Genomic DNA, 13,361 nt, shown 5'->3' with positions numbered 1-13,361 from the left:
GATGGCAGGCGACTGGTCGGATCTGACGAAACGCGTGGCCCGCGGCATCGCCGAGGTGCGCAAGACCACGGGCTCGGAGCTGGTGGCGGAAAGCCGACCGGTGGCGCTGGCGGGACGCGTGCCCGCCGGCCCGGTGATCCAGCTCAGGCGCAGGCGGTCCGAGGATACGCATCGCTTCGTGCTGATCCTGCCTTTCGGCGAGGGCGAGGTCAGGGTCGAGCTGCCGCCGCAGGATTATGCCGAGCTGACGCGCGAGATGGTCCGCTTCTGGAACGAGCAGGGCCCTGTCGCGATGCGCCCGCCCGCTCCGGCTGCCGACGTGCCCGGGGAAGAGCCCTAAGGCGCGGCCCGGGGCAGCGGGCCCGGCCCGGCCTCGGCCCCCGCCGCCCGATACCGACCGCCGACCGCCCGATTTCGACAGAGGTTGCCATGGCCCATTGGCTGTACAAATCCGAACCGTTCAAATGGTCCTGGGCCGATCAGCTCGCCGCCGGCGCCGCCGGCACGGTCTGGGACGGTGTCCGCAACCATTCCGCCAAGCTGAACCTGATGGCGATGAAGACGGGCGATCAGGGCTTCTTCTACCATTCCAACGAGGGGCTCGAGATCGTCGGCATCGTCGAGGTGATCCGCGAGCATTATCCGGCGCCCGATGCCGCGCCCGGCGAGCCCTGGGTCGTGGTCGATCTGAAGGCGGTCAAGCCGCTGCCGCGCCCGGTCACGCTGGCCGAGGTCAAGCGCACCCCCGAACTGGCGAAGATGAGCCTCGTCACCTCGATGCGGCTCTCGGTGCAGCCGGTGACCGACGCGGAATGGGCGATGATCTGCCGGATGGGCGGTCTCTGAGGGCGCCCGCCCAGTCCGGATCCTCGCCATCGTCTCCCCCGAAAGTGCGAGGCCCGCGCGCTTGCCGCGGGGTCGCCGGGGCTTATGATGGCGCAAGCCAAGAAGGCGAGGACGGCGTCGATCGAGACGCGCGTCGCAACGCCATGTGAGCCCAGGTCTGGGGAGACGCCTGCCATGTCCGAGACGATTTACGACGTGCCCGCCGCATGGGCCAAGAAGGCGTATCTGAACGACGCCAAGTACAAGAAGATGTATGCGGCCTCGATCAAGGACCCCGAGAAGTTCTGGGGCGAGCACGGCAAGCGGATCGACTGGTTCAAGCCCTATGGCAAGGTGCGCAACGCCAGCTACAAGCCCGGCAAGATCTCGATCAAATGGTTCGAGGACGGCACGACCAACGTCGCCTACAATTGCATCGACCGGCATCTCGCGACCCGGGCCAAGCAGACCGCGATCATCTGGGAGGGCGATGATCCCTCGGAATCCCGCAAGATCAGCTATGGCCAGCTCTATACGGAGGTCTGCACCTTCGCCAATGTGCTGAAGGCGAAGGGCGTCAAGAAGGGCGACCGCGTCACCATCTACATGCCGATGATCCCCGAGGCGGCCTATGCGATGCTGGCCTGCGCGCGGATCGGCGCGATCCATTCCATCGTCTTCGGCGGCTTCTCTCCCGATTCGCTCTCCGGCCGCATCGAGGGGGCGAGCTCGGAGGTGGTGATCACCGCCGATGAGGGCTTGCGCGGCGGGCGCAAGGTGCCGCTGAAGGTCAATGTCGATGCCGCCTGCGAAAAGGCGCCGGTCAAGACCGTGATCGTGGTCAGGCGCACCGGTGGCGACGTCGCCATGCAGGAAGGCCGCGACGTCTGGTATCACGAGGAGGCGGCGAAGGTCTCGGGTCACTGCCCGCCGGTCGAGATGAAGGCGGAAGACCCGCTCTTCATCCTCTACACCTCGGGCTCGACCGGAAAGCCCAAGGGCGTGCTGCACACCACCGGCGGCTATCTCGTCTATGCCTCGATGACGCATCAATACGTCTTCGACTATCATGACGGCGACATCTACTGGTGCACCGCCGATGTCGGCTGGGTGACCGGGCACAGCTACATCGTCTACGGGCCGCTCGCCAATGGCGCGACGACGCTGATGTTCGAGGGCATCCCGACCTATCCGACGATCTCGCGCTTCTGGGACGTGGTCGACAAGCACAAGGTCAACATCTTCTACACCGCGCCGACCGCGATCCGCTCCCTGATGGGGGCGGGCGAGGAGCCGGTGAAGAAGACCAAGCGCAAATCGCTGCGGCTGCTCGGCTCCGTCGGAGAGCCGATCAATCCGGAAGCCTGGGAATGGTATCACCGCGTCGTCGGCGACAGGCGCTGCCCGATCGTCGACACCTGGTGGCAGACCGAGACCGGCGGCATCCTGATCACGCCGCTGCCCGGGGCGACGAAGCTGAAGCCGGGCTCCGCGACGCGGCCCTTCTTCGGCGTCAAGCCCGAGATCGTCGATGCCGAGGGCAAGGTGCTGGAGGGCGCGACCGAGGGCAATCTCGTCATCGCCGAGAGCTGGCCCGGCCAGATGCGCACCGTCTACGGCGATCACAAGCGCTTCGAGGAGACCTATTTCGCCACCTATCCGAACAAGTACTTCACGGGCGACGGCTGCCGGCGCGATGCCGACGGCTATTACTGGATCACCGGCCGCGTCGACGACGTGATCAACGTCTCCGGCCACCGCATGGGCACGGCCGAGGTCGAATCGGCGCTGGTTGCGCATCCGAAGGTCTCGGAAGCGGCCGTGGTCGGCTATCCCCACGACATCAAGGGCCAGGGCATCTACGCCTATGTCACGCTGATGGCGGGGGAGAAGCCGAGCGAGGCGCTGCGCAAGGAGCTGGTGGCGCATGTGCGCAAGGAGATCGGGCCGATCGCCTCGCCCGACCTGATCCAGTTCTCGCCGGGCCTGCCCAAGACGCGCTCGGGCAAGATCATGCGCCGCATCCTGCGCAAGATCGCGGAGGACGAGTTCGGCGCGCTCGGCGACACCTCGACGCTGGCCGATCCGAGCGTGGTCGACGATCTCATCGAGAACCGCCAGAACAAGCGCGCCGGCTGAGGCCGCGCGCGGCACGAGGCGACCGGGGGCGTGCCGCCCGGTCGCTCCCCGCCGACGCCCGTAGCGAAAGCTTGCGTCGCAGGCTGAAGAGCGGGCAAAGCCGGTTTCCGGGGTGGCCCCGCGGCTTCGCGTATGAGGTGGCAGCCAGGCCGGAGGCGGCGGCTCTCTAGCGCTTGCGACGCGGCGGAGCGCCTTCCGGGCGCTTGCGGCCATAGAGCTCCAGACGGTGGCGGACGAGGTCATAACCGAGTTCGGCCGCGATCCGGCGCTGCAGCTCCTCGATGGCGTCGGACGCGAATTCGATGACCTGGCCGGTCTCGATGTCGATCAGATGGTCGTGATGCTCCTGATCGGCGTGCTCATAGCGCGAGACGCCATCCTCGAAGGCATGACGCTCGATCGCGCCCTTGGTCTCGAGCAGCTTCATCGTGCGGTAGACGGTGGACAGGGACAGGGTCGGATCATGCGCGAAGGCGCGGGTGAAGATCCCCTTCGCGTCGGGGTGATCATCGGCCTCCGCCAGCACGCGCAGGATCAGCCGGCGCTGCTGCGTCATGCGCAGGCCGGCGCCGCGAAGCTGGCCCTCGAAAACGGCCACGCGCTGCTCGACGCTCATCATCGCATCGCCATAACAAAATTGCGACGCAGTTGCAAAACGGGCGTTATCGCCAATCGTTCGCAACTGCATTGACAGATGCAACTGGTTTGCAATAGCGTGAGGCCGGTTCACGAGAAACGGGAGTCACCATGCCTTCGCGTCGGCAGATCATCGCTGCTTTGAGCGGGTTCGCCGCCAGTGCGGCCTTCCTCGGGTCCGGTCAGGCCTGGGCGCAGCCGGCCGCGGGCAAGCGGCTGAAGGTGGTCACCACCTTCACCATCATCCAGGACATGGCGCAGAACGTCGCGGGCAGCGCCGCCACGGTCGAATCGATCACCAAGCCCGGCGCCGAGATCCATGACTACCAGCCGACGCCGCTCGACGTGGTGAAGGCACAATCGGCGGATCTCGTCCTGTGGAACGGGCTGAACCTCGAGCGCTGGTTCGAGCGCTTCTTCGAGAATGTGAAGACGGTGCCGAGCGCGGTGCTGACCGAGGGGATCGAACCGATGGGGATCAGCGAGGGGCCCTATACCGGCAAGGCCAATCCCCATGCCTGGATGTCGACCGGCAATGCGCTGATCTATGTCGAGAACATCCGCAAGGCGCTGGCCAAGGCCGATCCCGCCAATGCCGAGATCTATGCGCGCAACGCCGCCGACTACGCCGCGAAGATCAAGGCCGTCGATGCGCCGCTGCGGGCGCGGCTCGCCCGCGTGCCGGAGGAGAAGCGCTGGCTGGTGACGAGCGAGGGCGCCTTCAGCTATCTCGCCCGCGATCTCGGCTGGCGCGAGGCCTATCTCTGGCCGATCAACGCCGATGAGCAGGGCACGCCGCAGCAGGTCCGGCGGCTGATCGATCTCGTCCGCAAGAACGGCATCCCCGCCGTCTTCAGCGAAAGCACGATATCGGACCGTTCGGCCAAGCAGGTCGCCCGCGAGACCGGGGCCCGCTATGGCGGCGTGCTCTATGTCGATTCGCTGTCGGCTGCCAACGGGCCGGTGCCGACCTATCTGAAGCTGCTGGAGGTTACGGTCGACACCGTGGCCAAAGGCTTCGGCCAATGAGGGGAGGGGCGCGCTCGTGACGGTTCCGCAGCACGGCAGAGCCATGACGCCGTCGATCGTCGTGGAGGGGCTGACGGTCCGCTACAATAACGGGGTGACCGCCGTCGACGAGGCGTCCTTCAGCCTGGGCGCCGGCACGATCTGCGCGCTCGTCGGCATCAACGGCTCGGGCAAGTCGACGCTGTTCAAGACGCTGATGGGGTTCCTGAAGCCGGCAAAGGGTAGCGTCTCGATCTGCGGCCTGCCGGTGCGTGCGGCGCTGAAGGCAGGGCTCGTCGCCTATGTGCCGCAGGCGGAAGAGGTCGATTGGAGCTTCCCCGTGCTCGTCAACGACGTCGTGATGATGGGGCGCTACGGCCATATGGGCCTGTTGCGGATCGCCGGAAAGGCGGATCGCGAGGCGGCCGAGCAGGCGCTGGCGCGGGTCGGCATGCTGGATTTCCGGCGCCGCCAGATCGGCGAATTGTCGGGCGGGCAGCGCAAGCGCGTCTTCCTGGCGCGGGCGCTGGCCCAGGGCGGGCAGGTGATCCTGCTCGACGAGCCCTTCACCGGCGTCGATGTGAAGACCGAGGACCAGATCGTCGATCTCATGCGCGAATTGCGGGCGGAAGGCCGGCTGATGCTGGTCTCCACCCATAATCTCGGCTCGATCCCGGAGTTCTGCGATCAGGTCGTGATCATCAACAAGCGCATCCTGGCGGCGGGACCGACCGAGACGACCTTCACCCAGGAAAATCTGCAATTGGCCTTCAGCGGTGCGCTGCGGCATTTCCGGCTGGAAGGGGCGGCTCTGCACGATGACGCCGACGACCGCCGCGTCACCGTGATCACCGATGACGAGCGCCCGCTGGTGCTCTATGGCCAGCGTGACCGCGAGCGGCTGGCGGCTGGCGAGCGCGGCGCCGGCCCCGCAGCCTCGCCCGGCGCCGATAGGGATCGCGAGCCCGCCCCGGATGCGGGGAGGGGCGAGACGCGATGATCGCCCTGCTGCTCGAGCCCTTCGGCTACCAATACATGGTCAAGGCGATCGTCGTCTCGGCGCTGGTCGGCGGCGTCTGCGCCTTTCTCTCCTGCTATCTCATGCTGAAGGGCTGGTCGCTGATGGGCGACGCGCTGGCGCATGCGATCGTGCCGGGCGTGGCGCTGGCCTATCTGCTGAAGGTGCCCTATGCGGCCGGCGCCTTCTTTTCGGGGCTGCTGGCGGCGCTGGCCATGGCGCTGGTCCGGATCCGCACGCAATTGCGGGAGGATGCGGTGATCGGCATCGTCTTCACCAGCTTCTTCGCGATCGGCCTGCTGATCGTCTCGATCAACCCGACATCGGTGAACGTGCAGTCGATCGTGCTCGGCAACATCCTGGGAATCTCCGACGAGGACGTGCTCCAGGTCACCATCATCGCCGGCGTCTCGTTGGCGCTGCTGCTGCTGCGCTGGCGCGATCTGCTGCTGGTCTTCTTCGACGAGAACCAGGCCCGGGCGGTGGGGCTCTCGCCGACGCGGATGAAGATCCTGTTCTTCGTGCTGCTCGCCGCCTGCACCGTCGCCGCGCTGCAGACCGTCGGCGCCTGCCTGGTGATCGCCATGGTGGTGACGCCCGGTGCCACCGCCTATCTGCTGACGGACCGTTTCGGCCGGCTGATCATCATCGCGGTCGCGCTCGGCGTCGCGACCAGCGCGGTCGGTGCCTATGCCAGCTATTTCCTGGACGGCGCCACCGGCGGATTGATCGTGGTGCTGCAGACGCTGCTCTTCCTGCTCGCCTATGTCTTCGCGCCCAAGCATGGCCGGCTGGCGGCGCGCCGGGCCGCGCGGGCGGTGTCGGAGCCGGCGTCATGAGCTTGATCGACAGCTGGCTCCTGGCGCCGCTCGCCCATGATTTCATGCTGCGCGCCCTGCTCGTGGCGGTTCTGGTCGGCACGGTCTGCGCCCTGCTCTCCTGTTTCCTCATCCTCAAGGGCTGGTCGCTGATGGGCGATGCGGTGTCGCATGCGGTGCTGCCCGGGATCGTCATCGCGGCGATGACCGGGCTGCCGCTGGCGGCCGGTGCCTTCGCCGCCGGGCTCGGCTGCGCGGTGGCGATCGGCTATCTCAAGGAGACCAGCCGGGTGAAGGAGGACACGGTGATGGGCATCGTCTTCTCCGGCATGTTCGCGCTCGGGCTGGTGCTCTTCGTCAAGGTCGAGACCGATCAGCACCTCAATCACATCCTGTTCGGCAACATGCTCGGCGTGCGCTGGGGCGACATCGCCGAGACCGCGCTGATCGCCGTGCCGGTCAGCGCGATCATGCTGGCGAAGCGCCGCGATTTCCTGCTGCAGGCGTTCGATCCGGCCCATGCCCGCGCCATCGGGCTGAACGGACGGGTCCTGCATTTCGGCCTACTGATCATGCTGGCGCTGACCATCGTCGCCTCGCTGAAGGCGGTCGGGATCATCCTGGTGGTGGCGATGCTGATCGCGCCAGGCGCCATCGGCTTCCTGCTGACGCGGCGCTTCGACGGGATGCTGCTGGTCGCGGTGACGGTTTCGGTCGTGTCGAGCGTGCTCGGCACGCTGCTCAGCTACCATCTCGACGCCGCCACCGGCCCCTGCATCGTCGTGGTGCAGGCCGTGATCTTCCTCGCGGCGCTGGCGGCGAATCTGCGCCGCTCCGCCCGGCGCGCCGCGCCGCAGCCGGAGCCGGCGAGCCGCTGATCACGCGGCCTGGCGATCGGGCTCGGAATCCGCCCGCGCGACAGTGATCGACTGGTTCAGGCACTGGCAGTTGTATTCGCTGGTCAGGAAGGCGATGTCGGCGGCGTCGCGGCCGGTGGCGATGCGCACCATGCCCTCGATCGGGGCGAGCCCGGTCGGGTCCAGGAGCCACCAGCGCCCGTCGAGATAGACTTCGAAGACCGCGTGGAAATCCGGCGGGTCGAGATCGAGCGCATAGGCGCTGACGGCGCGCGCGGGAATATTCATCGCCCGGGACAGGGTGATCGCCAGATGCGTGAAATCGCGGCAGACGCCGGCGCGGTCGATGAAGGTGTGCTGCGCCGTTGTCTGGGCGTTGCTGACGCCATGGACGTAGTCGACATGGTCCTTCAGCCAGTCCAGCACAGCGAGGATGCGGGCGCCGCCCTGTTCGATGGCGCAGAATTCACGATGGGCGAAGCGCATGAAGATGTCCGAGGGGCAGAAGCGGCTCGGCAGCAGGAAGGGCAGGACCTCCTGCGGCAGCTCCGACCATTCATGCTGGCGCGCCGTCGGCTGCAGGCGCTCGCGCTGATGGTTGTCGACCGTCGCGACATAGCGGATCTCCGCCTCGCCGAGCAGCACGGCCCGGAAGCGGCGCTCGCCATCATCGCCTTCTGCGATGACGAGATCGGCATCGGGGGCGAGAACGAGCTCCTCGGACAGGATGGTCTGGTCGGGCGAGCGCGCCGCCTCGATCGCGGCGATGACCTGGGTCGGGCTGCCGAAGCCATAGCGCAGCGCAGCCGTGATCGTCAGCTTCATGGAATCCCCCTCGGTCCGAATGCCAGCGCAACGCCGGGAGGGGAGGCGGGTTCCCTCAGGCGGCGGAGCGCCTCGCCTGCAGGCCCGCCGCGACCTCGGCCAGAAGAGCGTAGGAGGTCAGGCGCGCCTGATGGTCGAAGATCGGCGCGGTCACCATCACCTCATCGGCGCCGGTTGCGTCGAGGAAGCCGGAGAGCTCGCGCCTGATCGTCTCCGGTGAGCCGATAAAGGCATAGCGCAACATCTGCATGACATGCGCCTTCTCCTGCATCGACCAATATCCGTCGATATCCGCGATCGGGGGCTTCAGCTTGCCGCGCCGGCCGCGGACCATGTCGGTGAAGCGCTGCTGCAGCGAGGTCGCGAGATGGCGCGCCTCGGCGTCGGTCGCCGCCGCGATGACGTTGATGCAGGGCATGGCATAGGGGCGCGCGGCCTGGGCGGAAGGCTTGAAGCGCTCGCGATAGATAGCCAGCGCATCCATCAGATCGGCCGGGGCGAAATGCGAGGCGAAGGCATAGGGCAGGCCGAGCTCGGCCGCCAGCTGCGCGCCGAACAGGCTCGAGCCCAGGATCCAGAGCGGCACCCGCAGCCCTGCGCCAGGCACAGCCTGGACCGGCTGATCCTGCGCCGCCGGCTCGAAATAGGCCTGGATCTCCAGCACATCCTGCGGAAATTCGCTGGCCGCGCGGGGATCGCGCCGCATCGCCCGCATCGTCAGCTGGTCGGTGCCGGGGGCGCGGCCGAGGCCGAGATCGATGCGGCCGGGAAACAGCGCCTCGAGCGTTCCGAACTGCTCGGCGATGATCAGCGGGGCGTGGTTGGGCAGCATCACCCCGCCGGCCCCGACGCGGATCCTGCTGGTGGCGGCGGCGAGATGGCCGATCACCACGGAGGTGGCGGCGCTGGCGATGCCGACCATGTTGTGGTGTTCGGCCACCCAGTAGCGGCGGTAGCCGAGCGCTTCGGCATGGCGCACGAGCGCCACCGCATTGCGCAGCGCGTCGCCGGCCTCCTGGCCTTCCACCACCGGAACGAGATCGAGTACCGAGACAGCCACCATGATCCTCAGCCCTTCCATTGCGCTCCGGCCGATGCTGCCGCGCCGTGCGTGATCCTGCAGATGGGGATCGGTCGGCGCCAGTCCAAGCCGGCGGGCCCGATGGGAACGCCCCCTGCGCTGCCGCGTTGCTTGGAAGTAGCCGGTCCAGCGACCGGCGCGGCCAAGTGGGGAGACCGATCGATGTCGTCAGCAAGCAATCCGGCGAAGGAAAGCCTGCGCCAGGAGCAGGCGGAACAGCGCAAGAAGGCGAAGTCCGGCGACAAGGATGCCGAGCTCACCCAGGCCCTGAAGGATACGTTCCCGGCCAGCGACCCCGTCGCGGCGCAGACGCCGGTGACGCCGGGCGACGACAAGGTCCGCCGCAAGGGCTGATCCGCGCCCGGGTCCCGGACCTGACGCGTCCGCTCAGAGCAGATGCGTCCGCTGCAGGACCGTGGCCGCGATGATGGTGCCGGTCTCGACCATGACCGGCGCGGAGGCGCCGCCTTCCAGCTTCACCGCATGGCCCGTCGCCAAATGCAGGCGCTGCCCGTCGGCGCGTAATTCGCTCGGCGCGTCCGGCGCATAGAGCAGCGTCGTCGCGCCCGGGACGGTGTCGAGCCTGCCGCCCGGCTTCAGCACGGTCAGGTCGATGTCGCAATGCTCGCGGTCGGCGATCAGGTTGATGACCTCGACCGGCCCCTGTTCGAGCCGGGTGACGATCGGCGTGCCGCCATCATAGCGCACCGGCTGCAGCGGCTCGCGCAGATCGATCTCGCCCTCCGGCGTCTCCAGGACGAGCCCGGCGCCGTTGAGCACGAGCTGCAGCCGGTCATAGCCGGTCAGGTCCGAGAACGGCCCGGGCTGCAGGATCGAGGTCCGGCCGAAGCGCCAGAGCATCCCGTCATAGCCGCCATCGGAGGCGCCGCTCTCATGGGCTCCGGCGATGTCGAGCGACATCCCGCCGCCGTTCTTCCAGGGCGTGCGCTGGAACTGCTCGGGATCGAGATGGGTGAGGTGGGGGTGCGTCATGGTCCCTCTGCTCGTCAGAGATTGTCGGCCAGCGGGTGCAGATCGCGCACCATGCTCTTCAGCCGATCATCCAGCACATGCGTGTAGATCTGCGTGGTCGCGATGTCGGCATGGCCCAGCAACTCCTGGACCACGCGCAGATCGGCGCCGTTCTGCAGGAGATGGCTGGCGAAAGCATGGCGCAGCACATGGGGGCTGAGCGAATCCGGCGAGAGCCCGGCCGCCGCGGCAAGGACCTTCAGCTCGCGCGCGAAGGCCTGTCGGGTCAGGTGGCCGCTCTCGCCATCGCCGGGGAAGAGCCATCGGGCATTGTCGCCACCCGTCGCGCGCAGCGCCTCGAGATAGGCGAGGCCGGCCTGGCGCGCCGGCTCGTTCAGCGGGACGAGCCTGTCCCGCCCGCCCTTGCCGCGCACCACCAGGAAGCGCTCGCGCGTTGTGGCCGCTGCGACAGGCAGGGCGATCAGCTCGGAGACGCGCAGCCCCGTCGCATAGAGCAATTCGATCAGGCAGCGCATGCGCAGGGCCTTCAGCCGCGCCGCCGGTGTCGGGGCCTCGGCCTCCGCCGCCTGCCGCGCCGCCTGCATCAGCCGCTCGACCTCGGCGACGGACACGACCTTCGGCAGCGGCCGACCCTGGCGCGGCCCCTGGATCGCGGCCGCGGGATCGCCCGGCGCGAGGCCCTCCGTATACAGGAAGCGGTGGAACTGGCGCACGGCCGAGAGCCGCCGCGCCGCCGAGGAGGCCTTCAGACCGCGCTCGGCCAGCGTGCCGAGCCAGGCCCGGATATCGTCGGAACTCGCCTCGCCGGGCGAGCGGGGGCCGAGGAAGCCGAGATAATCCGCGATGTCGCGCTCATAGGCGTCGAGCGTGTTGCGGGCCGCGCCGCGCTCGGCCGCCAGCATGTCGAGGAAACCCTTCAGCCGCAGGCGCCCTTCCCGGCTCATTTCGGCTGCAACCTGGAGGGCGGGATGGTCTCGATCATCTCACGCGGCTCCGGCTTGACGAAGGTGACCAGGGCAATCATGCCGGCGAAGACGAGCCCACCCAGAATGGCCAGGATCGCGACGAATCGGAACAAGGTCGGCACGCGTGGCGATTCCTGAGATGGCGACCATGGCGATCATGGTTAGCGATCATTTATTCGCGAAACGATCGCGAAGATGCAAGCGCCGGTCCGCTCGGCCCGCCGCATCTCTTTGCCGCCGAAGGGTGGGGCATGACGCCGCGCAAGGCGTCATGCTACAGGGCAGGCAGAACAAGCCGCTTGACGTGCGGCCCGCCGTGACATCCGCGGCGCGCCGCTGCCGGGAATTTTCGCGAATGACCATTGCCGACCCTGCGCCCCGATCCGATCGCGATGCCGTGCGCATCGCGCTCGGGCCGCGCGCCGTCGTGCTCGTCGGCATGATGGGATCGGGCAAGAGCTCGGTCGGCCGCCGGCTCGCGGCCAGGCTCGGCCTGCCGTTCGTCGACGCCGATGCCGAGATCGAGACCGCGGCGGGGATGACCATCCCGGAGATCTTCGCGCAGCGGGGCGAGGCCGAGTTCCGCGACGGCGAGCGGCGGGTGATCGCGCGGGTGCTGACGACCCGTGCGCCGCTCGTGCTGGCGACCGGCGGCGGCGCCTTCATGAATGCGGAGACCCGCGCCAGAATCGGGGATCTCGGCGTCTCGGTCTGGCTCAAGGCCGAGCCCGACGTGCTGATGCGGCGCGTCCGCAAGCGGTCGAACCGGCCGCTGCTGCAGACGGCCGATCCGGAGGGGACGCTGCGGCGCATGCTGGCGGAGCGCGAGCCGGTCTATGCCCTGGCCGACCTCACCATCATTTCGCGGGACGATCCGCAGGATGTGGTGGTCGAAGACATCGTGGCTGCGCTGTCGCAGCATCTCTGCGCAACACCGGCCGAGACCGCACCCTGATGAGCACTCCCGCAGCCCCGACGGCGTCGACCTCCGCGCCTGGCGCACCGAGCCAGGCGATCGGCCGCGGCCAGATCGTCCCCGTCTCGCTGGAGGGCCGATCCTACGAGATCCATATCGGCCGCCACCTGCTCTGCGAGGCGGCGGGGCTGATCGCGGCGCTGTCGCCCGGCGCCAAGGCGGCGATCGTCACCGACGAGACCGTGGGCGCGCTGCATGCCCCGGCGCTGGAGGCGAGCCTGCAGCAGGCCGGCCTGGCCTCGTCGCGGATCACGGTCCCGCCCGGCGAATCATCGAAATCCTATGCGCGCCTGACCGCTCTCTGCGACGATCTTCTGGCGGCGCGGATCGAGCGCAACGACCTCGTCATCGCGCTGGGCGGCGGCGTGGTCGGCGATCTCACGGGCTTCGCCGCCGCCATCCTGCGGCGCGGCGTGCCCTTCGTGCAGATTCCGACGAGCCTCCTGGCCCAGGTCGATTCCTCCGTCGGCGGCAAGACCGGCATCAACACCAGCCATGGCAAGAACCTCGTCGGCGCCTTCCACCAGCCGGCGCTGGTCATCGCCGATACGGCGCTGCTCGACACGCTGAGCCCGCGCGAATTCAAGGCCGGCTATGCCGAGGTGGTGAAATACGGGCTGATCGGCGATCCCGGCTTCTTCGACTGGTGCGAGGCGAATTGGAGCCGGATCATCGCCGGCGGGCCGGAGCGGGACCATGCCGTCGCCGTCTCGTGCCGGGCCAAGGCGGCGGTCGTCGCGCGGGACGAGCGCGAGGAGGGCGACCGCGCCCTGCTCAATCTCGGCCATACCTTCGCCCATGCGCTGGAACGGCTGACCGATTACGATTCGCGCCGGCTGGTGCATGGCGAGGCGGTGGCGATCGGCCTGGCGCTGGCCTTCCGCTTCTCGCAGTCGCTGGGCCTGTGCCACGGCCAGGATGCGCTGCGCGTCGCCCGCCATCTCGACGCCGTCGGGCTGCCGAGCCGCCTGCAGCAAGTGCCCGGAGGCGTGGGCAGCGCCGATGCGATCGTCGCGGCCATGGCGCAGGACAAGAAGGTGAAGCGCGGGGTGCTGACCTTCATCCTGGCGCGCGGCATCGGCAGGAGCTTCATCGCGCCGGGCGTCGCGGCGGAGGATGTCAGGGCCTTCATCGCCGCCGAGCTGGCGCAGGGTTGAGCGGCCGGAACGCCGCCTCCTAATCAAACGATTAACCATTCATTGACAGAGTGATTCGCCGAA

Annotated in this window: 16 protein-coding genes; 10 read left to right on the top strand and 6 right to left on the bottom strand. The window is 68.3% G+C overall.

Annotation, left to right across the window (positions count from 1 at the left end):
• Nucleotide 1: 1 nt before the first annotated feature.
• The 3 genes from ASG72_RS07135 to acs all read left to right on the top strand — a co-directional run bounded on the left by ASG72_RS07135 (nt 2) and on the right by acs (nt 2,964).
• Nucleotides 2-340, top strand: a complete 339-nt coding sequence (locus tag ASG72_RS07135) for a hypothetical protein (protein ID WP_056710532.1) — start codon at nt 2-4, stop codon at nt 338-340.
• Between the two features lie 89 nt (nt 341-429).
• A complete protein-coding gene (locus ASG72_RS07130) occupies nt 430-846 on the top strand; it encodes an EVE domain-containing protein (RefSeq protein ID WP_056710531.1) in 417 nt (138 codons plus the stop codon).
• A gap of 174 nt (nt 847-1,020) precedes the next feature.
• Nucleotides 1,021-2,964 (top strand): acetate--CoA ligase, encoded by a 1,944-nt coding sequence (gene acs / locus ASG72_RS07125; RefSeq protein WP_056710529.1) that lies wholly within the window; start codon nt 1,021-1,023, stop codon nt 2,962-2,964.
• Nucleotides 2,965-3,130: 166 nt separating this feature from the next.
• Here the strand turns inward: acs and ASG72_RS07120 are convergent, their stop codons facing one another.
• The gene (locus ASG72_RS07120) at nt 3,131-3,583 is read right to left on the bottom strand and encodes a Fur family transcriptional regulator (protein ID WP_056710527.1); all 453 of its coding nucleotides are present in this window, start codon (nt 3,581-3,583) and stop codon (nt 3,131-3,133) included.
• A 128-nt stretch (nt 3,584-3,711) separates the two neighbouring features.
• Between ASG72_RS07120 and ASG72_RS07115 the strand changes: the two genes are divergently transcribed.
• Genes ASG72_RS07115 through ASG72_RS07100 form a run of 4 tightly spaced genes read left to right on the top strand, consistent with a single transcriptional unit; the run spans nt 3,712 to nt 7,322 of the window.
• Nucleotides 3,712-4,629: a metal ABC transporter substrate-binding protein gene (locus ASG72_RS07115; protein WP_056710526.1), complete on the top strand. Its 918-nt coding sequence runs from the start codon at nt 3,712-3,714 to the stop codon at nt 4,627-4,629.
• 43 nt (nt 4,630-4,672) lie between these two features.
• Nucleotides 4,673-5,608: a manganese/iron ABC transporter ATP-binding protein gene (locus ASG72_RS07110; protein WP_082540157.1), complete on the top strand. Its 936-nt coding sequence runs from the start codon at nt 4,673-4,675 to the stop codon at nt 5,606-5,608.
• Nucleotides 5,605-6,465 (top strand): metal ABC transporter permease, encoded by an 861-nt coding sequence (locus ASG72_RS07105; RefSeq protein WP_056710525.1) that lies wholly within the window; start codon nt 5,605-5,607, stop codon nt 6,463-6,465. Before ASG72_RS07110 ends, ASG72_RS07105 begins: the two co-directional genes overlap by 4 nt.
• Complete coding sequence (locus tag ASG72_RS07100) at nt 6,462-7,322, top strand: metal ABC transporter permease (RefSeq protein ID WP_056710523.1); 861 nt, start codon at nt 6,462-6,464, stop codon at nt 7,320-7,322. Before ASG72_RS07105 ends, ASG72_RS07100 begins: the two co-directional genes overlap by 4 nt.
• On the opposite strand, the gene ASG72_RS07095 is transcribed toward ASG72_RS07100, so the two are convergent.
• Entirely contained in the window at nt 7,323-8,126 is an 804-nt protein-coding gene (locus ASG72_RS07095) for a transglutaminase family protein (protein WP_056710521.1), read from the bottom strand. It abuts the gene before it with no gap.
• Between the two features lie 55 nt (nt 8,127-8,181).
• The gene (locus ASG72_RS07090; protein WP_056711018.1) at nt 8,182-9,189 is read right to left on the bottom strand and encodes an LLM class flavin-dependent oxidoreductase; all 1,008 of its coding nucleotides are present in this window, start codon (nt 9,187-9,189) and stop codon (nt 8,182-8,184) included.
• Between the two features lie 180 nt (nt 9,190-9,369).
• On the opposite strand from ASG72_RS07090, the gene ASG72_RS07085 reads away from it, so the two are divergent.
• On the top strand, nt 9,370-9,561 hold the full coding sequence (locus ASG72_RS07085) for a hypothetical protein (protein ID WP_056710519.1): 192 nt from the start codon (nt 9,370-9,372) through the stop codon (nt 9,559-9,561).
• Between the two features lie 33 nt (nt 9,562-9,594).
• Here the strand turns inward: ASG72_RS07085 and ASG72_RS07080 are convergent, their stop codons facing one another.
• The 3 genes from ASG72_RS07080 to ASG72_RS07070 are packed head-to-tail and all read right to left on the bottom strand — an operon-like array spanning nt 9,595 to nt 11,287.
• Nucleotides 9,595-10,200 carry a HutD family protein gene (locus ASG72_RS07080; protein ID WP_056710517.1) on the bottom strand — a complete coding sequence of 202 codons (606 nt, stop codon included), beginning with the start codon at nt 10,198-10,200 and terminating at the stop codon, nt 9,595-9,597.
• A 14-nt stretch (nt 10,201-10,214) separates the two neighbouring features.
• Nucleotides 10,215-11,144, bottom strand: a complete 930-nt coding sequence (locus tag ASG72_RS07075; RefSeq protein ID WP_056710515.1) for a site-specific tyrosine recombinase XerD — start codon at nt 11,142-11,144, stop codon at nt 10,215-10,217.
• Nucleotides 11,141-11,287 carry a hypothetical protein gene (locus tag ASG72_RS07070; protein ID WP_056710512.1) on the bottom strand — a complete coding sequence of 49 codons (147 nt, stop codon included), beginning with the start codon at nt 11,285-11,287 and terminating at the stop codon, nt 11,141-11,143. Before ASG72_RS07070 ends, ASG72_RS07075 begins: the two co-directional genes overlap by 4 nt.
• 233 nt (nt 11,288-11,520) lie before the next feature.
• Between ASG72_RS07070 and ASG72_RS07065 the strand changes: the two genes are divergently transcribed.
• Together ASG72_RS07065 and aroB are read left to right on the top strand one after the other, a co-directional pair.
• Nucleotides 11,521-12,120, top strand: a complete 600-nt coding sequence (locus ASG72_RS07065) for a shikimate kinase (RefSeq protein WP_056710510.1) — start codon at nt 11,521-11,523, stop codon at nt 12,118-12,120.
• On the top strand, nt 12,120-13,298 hold the full coding sequence (aroB, locus tag ASG72_RS07060) for a 3-dehydroquinate synthase (RefSeq protein WP_082540156.1): 1,179 nt from the start codon (nt 12,120-12,122) through the stop codon (nt 13,296-13,298). The genes ASG72_RS07065 and aroB overlap by 1 nt, the downstream gene beginning before the upstream one ends.
• Nucleotides 13,299-13,361: the final 63 nt, after the last annotated feature.

The organism is Allobosea sp. Leaf344 (genome assembly GCF_001426225.1).
In the GTDB taxonomy this organism is placed as follows: domain Bacteria; phylum Pseudomonadota; class Alphaproteobacteria; order Rhizobiales; family Beijerinckiaceae; genus Allobosea.
The sequence above is the reverse complement of the archived record's forward strand: the minus strand, read 5'-3'. Positions and strand labels throughout refer to the sequence as shown.

What these genes read in the sequence shown, in the direction of transcription:
- ASG72_RS07135 (WP_056710532.1), top strand. Translation starts at nt 2, where the DNA reads ATGGCAGGCGACTGGTCGGATCTGACGAAACGCGTGGCCCGCGGCATC.
- ASG72_RS07130 (WP_056710531.1), top strand. Translation starts at nt 430, where the DNA reads ATGGCCCATTGGCTGTACAAATCCGAACCGTTCAAATGGTCCTGGGCC.
- acs (WP_056710529.1), top strand. Translation starts at nt 1,021, where the DNA reads ATGTCCGAGACGATTTACGACGTGCCCGCCGCATGGGCCAAGAAGGCG.
- ASG72_RS07120 (WP_056710527.1), bottom strand. Translation starts at nt 3,583, where the DNA reads ATGATGAGCGTCGAGCAGCGCGTGGCCGTTTTCGAGGGCCAGCTTCGC.
- ASG72_RS07115 (WP_056710526.1), top strand. Translation starts at nt 3,712, where the DNA reads ATGCCTTCGCGTCGGCAGATCATCGCTGCTTTGAGCGGGTTCGCCGCC.
- ASG72_RS07110 (WP_082540157.1), top strand. Translation starts at nt 4,673, where the DNA reads ATGACGCCGTCGATCGTCGTGGAGGGGCTGACGGTCCGCTACAATAAC.
- ASG72_RS07105 (WP_056710525.1), top strand. Translation starts at nt 5,605, where the DNA reads ATGATCGCCCTGCTGCTCGAGCCCTTCGGCTACCAATACATGGTCAAG.
- ASG72_RS07100 (WP_056710523.1), top strand. Translation starts at nt 6,462, where the DNA reads ATGAGCTTGATCGACAGCTGGCTCCTGGCGCCGCTCGCCCATGATTTC.
- ASG72_RS07095 (WP_056710521.1), bottom strand. Translation starts at nt 8,126, where the DNA reads ATGAAGCTGACGATCACGGCTGCGCTGCGCTATGGCTTCGGCAGCCCG.
- ASG72_RS07090 (WP_056711018.1), bottom strand. Translation starts at nt 9,189, where the DNA reads ATGGTGGCTGTCTCGGTACTCGATCTCGTTCCGGTGGTGGAAGGCCAG.
- ASG72_RS07085 (WP_056710519.1), top strand. Translation starts at nt 9,370, where the DNA reads ATGTCGTCAGCAAGCAATCCGGCGAAGGAAAGCCTGCGCCAGGAGCAG.
- ASG72_RS07080 (WP_056710517.1), bottom strand. Translation starts at nt 10,200, where the DNA reads ATGACGCACCCCCACCTCACCCATCTCGATCCCGAGCAGTTCCAGCGC.
- ASG72_RS07075 (WP_056710515.1), bottom strand. Translation starts at nt 11,144, where the DNA reads ATGAGCCGGGAAGGGCGCCTGCGGCTGAAGGGTTTCCTCGACATGCTG.
- ASG72_RS07065 (WP_056710510.1), top strand. Translation starts at nt 11,521, where the DNA reads ATGACCATTGCCGACCCTGCGCCCCGATCCGATCGCGATGCCGTGCGC.
- aroB (WP_082540156.1), top strand. Translation starts at nt 12,120, where the DNA reads ATGAGCACTCCCGCAGCCCCGACGGCGTCGACCTCCGCGCCTGGCGCA.